This is a genomic window from Pseudomonas sp. MD195_PC81_125, assembly GCF_014060985.1.
Lineage (GTDB): Bacteria > Pseudomonadota > Gammaproteobacteria > Pseudomonadales > Pseudomonadaceae > Aquipseudomonas > Aquipseudomonas parakoreensis.
This window is the reverse complement of record NZ_JABULD010000511.1, coordinates 1-4,313: the sequence shown is the minus strand read 5'-3', so window position 1 is coordinate 4,313 and position 4,313 is coordinate 1. Positions and strand designations below refer to the sequence as shown.

Here is a 4,313-nt window from a genome sequence, read left to right as displayed (position 1 = left end):
TCCTGAGCATTTCATTCTGCTTTGTCTTTCGATAAAGACTGACCTTCAGGCTGACGTCGGGCGCACTCAGGAATTTATCTTTCAGGTATTGCGCATATTTCTCACCCGGAAGCAGGTCAATTAACTCGTTGATGACTTGGGCATTCAGCTGGGTAATCGGTTGATTGGTAAATGTCCAGAACGAGGCGGTTCTTAACTGTTCCTGCAAAGCGACATAGGTAGAGCCGGCAGGACTTATCCAGGAAAAAAATTTCTGGAATACACTGACATCGCTGCGCCACAGCTGCCACTGAATGAACAGATCGGTCAGGCTGATCTTCGAATCGGCGTGAAACCTGACCCACACTTCATCTGGATTGATATCTACCGCCAGGCCCTTGCGGCTGAAATACTGTTTCAGCTCATTCTTTACCAGTCGTGCGGAAAACTCCTTGAACGGCACTATTTCAAGCAGTTCTTTTGAGTAATGATAAACAGCTTTGAAATCATGATTCAGGCGGTTGACCAGTTTCTGATCCGCGACTTTGGCATTTCTGAACCAGGCGGGCGTTGCAAACTCAGTCTGATCCGCGTCCCACATGATCGATTTGCGAACGGCCCCCATCAATGGACTATCTTCAGACAGACTCCTCAACTCGATCTCCGACCACCACCATTCCTGGAGCATCGTGCGAGGCTCATCAAACAGGTAAATACTTTCCAGTGTGTGGCCATCGCTTGCGTGCTCCTGCGCCCTCAAGTAAGGCAGCGTTTTTGCGTCAAACACCCAGCGCGCTATTTCATGTTGCAGTCCTTTCAGATCAGCAAACTGAAACCACTCTTGTCCTGTCGCAAAGCCAGGCATATGAAGAACATGAATGCCTCGCTCGGCTCCTGCACCTTTGCGGCGATAGACCAATAAGTCCCTGAAGGGCTTGACGCGACTGCGTAACGATACACTCATGGTTTCGATCGAAGAATCACCGAAGTTATAACGCGTCACGAGATCTTGAGCACTTGGAGGAACGTGCTTTTGCAAGATTGCCGAAAACATGGACAGTGCAGTCTTGCGACCGAAAACTTCGCGCATCGACTCGACAACCTCAGGTTGCGAATACAACGTGCGGCGGGCGACGTTGTAATTCACCCGGATGTTAAAGGTCTCGATAGCACGAACGATATTGGCGGGCGTCAGTTTCGGATTATCAGTGAACGCCTCCAGAACAATCCGGTATTGTCCCGCCGAATCATGGGCCCCTTGGAGAAACGCCTGAGTCAGGGTCTTGCGCTCACTGAGTTCCACCTTTCGTCCGTCAGCCAGCGCAACGGTATGAATAATGCTGACAAATACAGTGTCGGGATCGATCCGTTCCCGAGGACCCGGCGATATGAAATCTTCCACGGCAACGCGGGCGTAGTCCTTCAGTGAAGCGACACCACGAGTCGTTTGATGGTGATTGACCTCAGCTTCAAGCAACCGCTGTTGCAGCGATACATAAACCTCTTGATTGACCTCGGAAGTATTCTTCAACCACTGCGGCCAGCCGTTCTTCTCCACAAGTTTCAACAACTGCGCATGGCGTTGTCGGGCCTCAAGCAGAATGGGGGCCATTGCCTGCGCCGACACTACTGCCGCCATTGTCGCGGCTCGCTGCGAGCCTGCGCTGTTCAGACGCTCAAGATGGTATTGAACATCGCTATAGGATTTGGCCAGCATCTGCTGCGTATAACGTTCAAACAGGTTTGCATTTACTTTCAAAAAGCGAATATCAGAACCGTAGACGAACCCCTCTCGCACCTTGATCGGCAATGCCTGGAGAAATTCATCCCGGGTGTCGTCCGATATCAATCGCGCGGCCAGTGCCTGTTTGAGCTTGAGCGAAGAGGCAAACCTTTCAATGCCGCGATTCGGTGAATAAAGCACACACGCATCATCGTCTTCAGGCGTCAGTTCTTCATAAATCGGTTTTTTCAGCGGAACCACGAACATCGCGGGTTGCTCCGCATATTCACCCTTGCCGGTTTCGATATAAACGCCATAACAGCTTCCCGTCAGCCCGCCTTTGACCATTACATCGATCAGCGCTCTTTCCTGTTGAGTAATTCCGCCCAGGTGCGCGAATGTTTCGAGTTCCCGGGTGAACAGGACGGCTTGAAGAACCGCCAATGCATCTTGTCGCGAGAGCTTTGGATATGCCCCTTGACCCGAACTGCGCCCGGCAATTTCCCAATACTTTTTTACTTCGGCGGCAAATCTCTCCGAAAACGACGCGAGCAGCTCACGGCAAACTTTTTCAATGGCCGAAATTTCAATTTCCTGAATGATATCTCGCGGATCGGTGGAGTCAGGAAAATCGTAAATTGCGTATTCAGCTGAGTAACGTGGGGCCTTGCCACGCTCCAGACAGTTCAGAAAAACGTCCAACAAACGCCCGACTGGCTCTCCGTCGCGAGGAATGAAACCCTGTCGGAAATTAATATAAATCTTGCTGACAAATACTTCAGGGGCAATTTTCCAGATAGCTTCACTCAAGCAATCCTGCACCACGACATTGAATGCAGGTACATGGCTTAACTCACGGGCAACGACAGACAGCGCCTCGCCCTGTTCAACCAGACTCTTGCTTATAGTTTCATTTTCATTCATTACAGACATCTCTCTTAATTCGACAGGAGTAAAAACTGGCCAACACCAGAACTTCCAATCAAACTAATATCGACACCAGAAAGAAGGATAGCCTCAACACTTTTCCAAGCGTGTCACCTATTCAGCGGCACACATTAAAAAAGAACAAGAACACTAAACCAACATTCAATTACAAGACCCTCCACAGCAAAACTGCATTGACCAGCGCATAATCGCACCGAAAAGTTCGCAGGTTTATATCTTTTTTTTGCAAACACCAATTTACAACAAACCAAGACACTGCAAGCACTTTTGCAACTTTCCAGACCAAGGTTCAACCTCGCGAGGTGTCACTCAGTTTTTGCATGGGATTTTGCGACTGTTGCACATACCGTAACAGTGCATATCTGAAATGGCTGTTTTTCCCACTAAAGCAAAACCGTATTCTGGGCTCGCTTTCACGGGACACGCCACTGAGCACCAAGCCAGCTACGCTGAGCCCCTGAAGTGATTGGCGACAGATTTCAGATGAATCGGTAATTCCGGTTCATCGCCCCGGTGTTCACTGACGTTGATTTGTAGCTCCTTGATCCAACGTCTTACCTTGGCCGCTGCGTTTGCAGCGGCCTTTTTTATGCCTGACGAAAAACTGCCCTAACTTCCTGCAAGAAAATTCCGGACAACCCATCGGAAAATTCACATCGCGTAGAAGTACGCAGCTGAGCTATCGAAGAAACCTTCGAAAGTTCACTCAACACGACAAGCAACAACTCGCGGAGGTCTCAAACCGAATGGGCCGACTAACGCAGGCCATCGAAGTTGACCTTGAAACATCAGATCAGAGGGCGCCACTCATCCCGTCCCACCCGTGCAATCGATCGTCCGGGAACTTGGAGTGCTGCGAACACTGCACCAGCGCAAGGGAAACGAGTTTCACAACAAGACGCTGGTAGCCAATAAGTTCTATGGCCGCGATCCATTCAATCGCCACGTCAACGCGCCGCTTTATGTGGTGAACAGCAGTCCTTGCCGGAGCAACCATAAAGGGTAAATACAGTGGCCGTGATTTCAATCCCGAAGAAGCGGGTGGGCCAATACTTGATCTGGATTGGCGGGCGGCGGTTATCACTCAAGCCGGCATTGATGCGGTGAAATTACATATCGCGAGGCTTGACCAATCAGACGCCAACGACATCATTATTCAGCGTCTTGAGAAAATTTTAATCGGAGACTTCATAGTCACCGATATCGATTTACGTTATTACACCCCAAGATACGCGAACTCGAGAGATTCCGCGCTGAGCCTTGGTGACCATTTCAAACCCAACAGAGAGTCGCCACTTTGGAATAACGCACATACAGCCACGCCAGAAGATTTCAAGCTTCGCGACGATGAGTTCTTGCTCTATACCAAAGAGGCAATCGCCGCTGCGCACAAGCAAGATGAAGTGTTTTTCAAGAACCAGTTGAAAGGAGGTAAGTCATGAGCATCGTCGAGCAAATAGTGAAAAATGAATCTGTAGAAGATGTACTGACCGTGTTCGCACTTGGCTCGGCCAGACCCTCCTTAGACAGAATGTTTGGGGCGCTACAGATACGAAATTTTATCGCGAGCGGGTGAGCTACTTTGAAAACCTATGCGAGACTCTTTCGAAACAGGGGGGGGGGTTTGGCCAAATGGGCGACGGCCCCCGTTGCCGTCAAGGGG

The 4,313-nt window shown here is 50.0% G+C and carries 3 protein-coding genes; 2 read left to right on the top strand and 1 reads right to left on the bottom strand.

What is annotated here, in order from left to right:
• The coding region (locus HT737_RS20425; RefSeq protein WP_182403889.1) for a dermonecrotic toxin domain-containing protein at positions 1-2,626 on the bottom strand (2,626 nt) is incomplete at its 3' end.
• Positions 2,627-3,753: 1,127 nt separating this feature from the next.
• Here HT737_RS20425 and HT737_RS20420 point away from each other — a divergent pair.
• Together HT737_RS20420 and HT737_RS20415 are read left to right on the top strand one after the other, a co-directional pair.
• Positions 3,754-4,092: a hypothetical protein gene (locus HT737_RS20420; protein WP_182403887.1), complete on the top strand. Its 339-nt coding sequence runs from the start codon at positions 3,754-3,756 to the stop codon at positions 4,090-4,092.
• The gene (locus HT737_RS20415; RefSeq protein ID WP_182403888.1) at positions 4,089-4,226 is read left to right on the top strand and encodes a hypothetical protein; all 138 of its coding nucleotides are present in this window, start codon (positions 4,089-4,091) and stop codon (positions 4,224-4,226) included. Before HT737_RS20420 ends, HT737_RS20415 begins: the two co-directional genes overlap by 4 nt.
• The last annotated feature ends 87 nt before the right edge of the window (positions 4,227-4,313 follow it).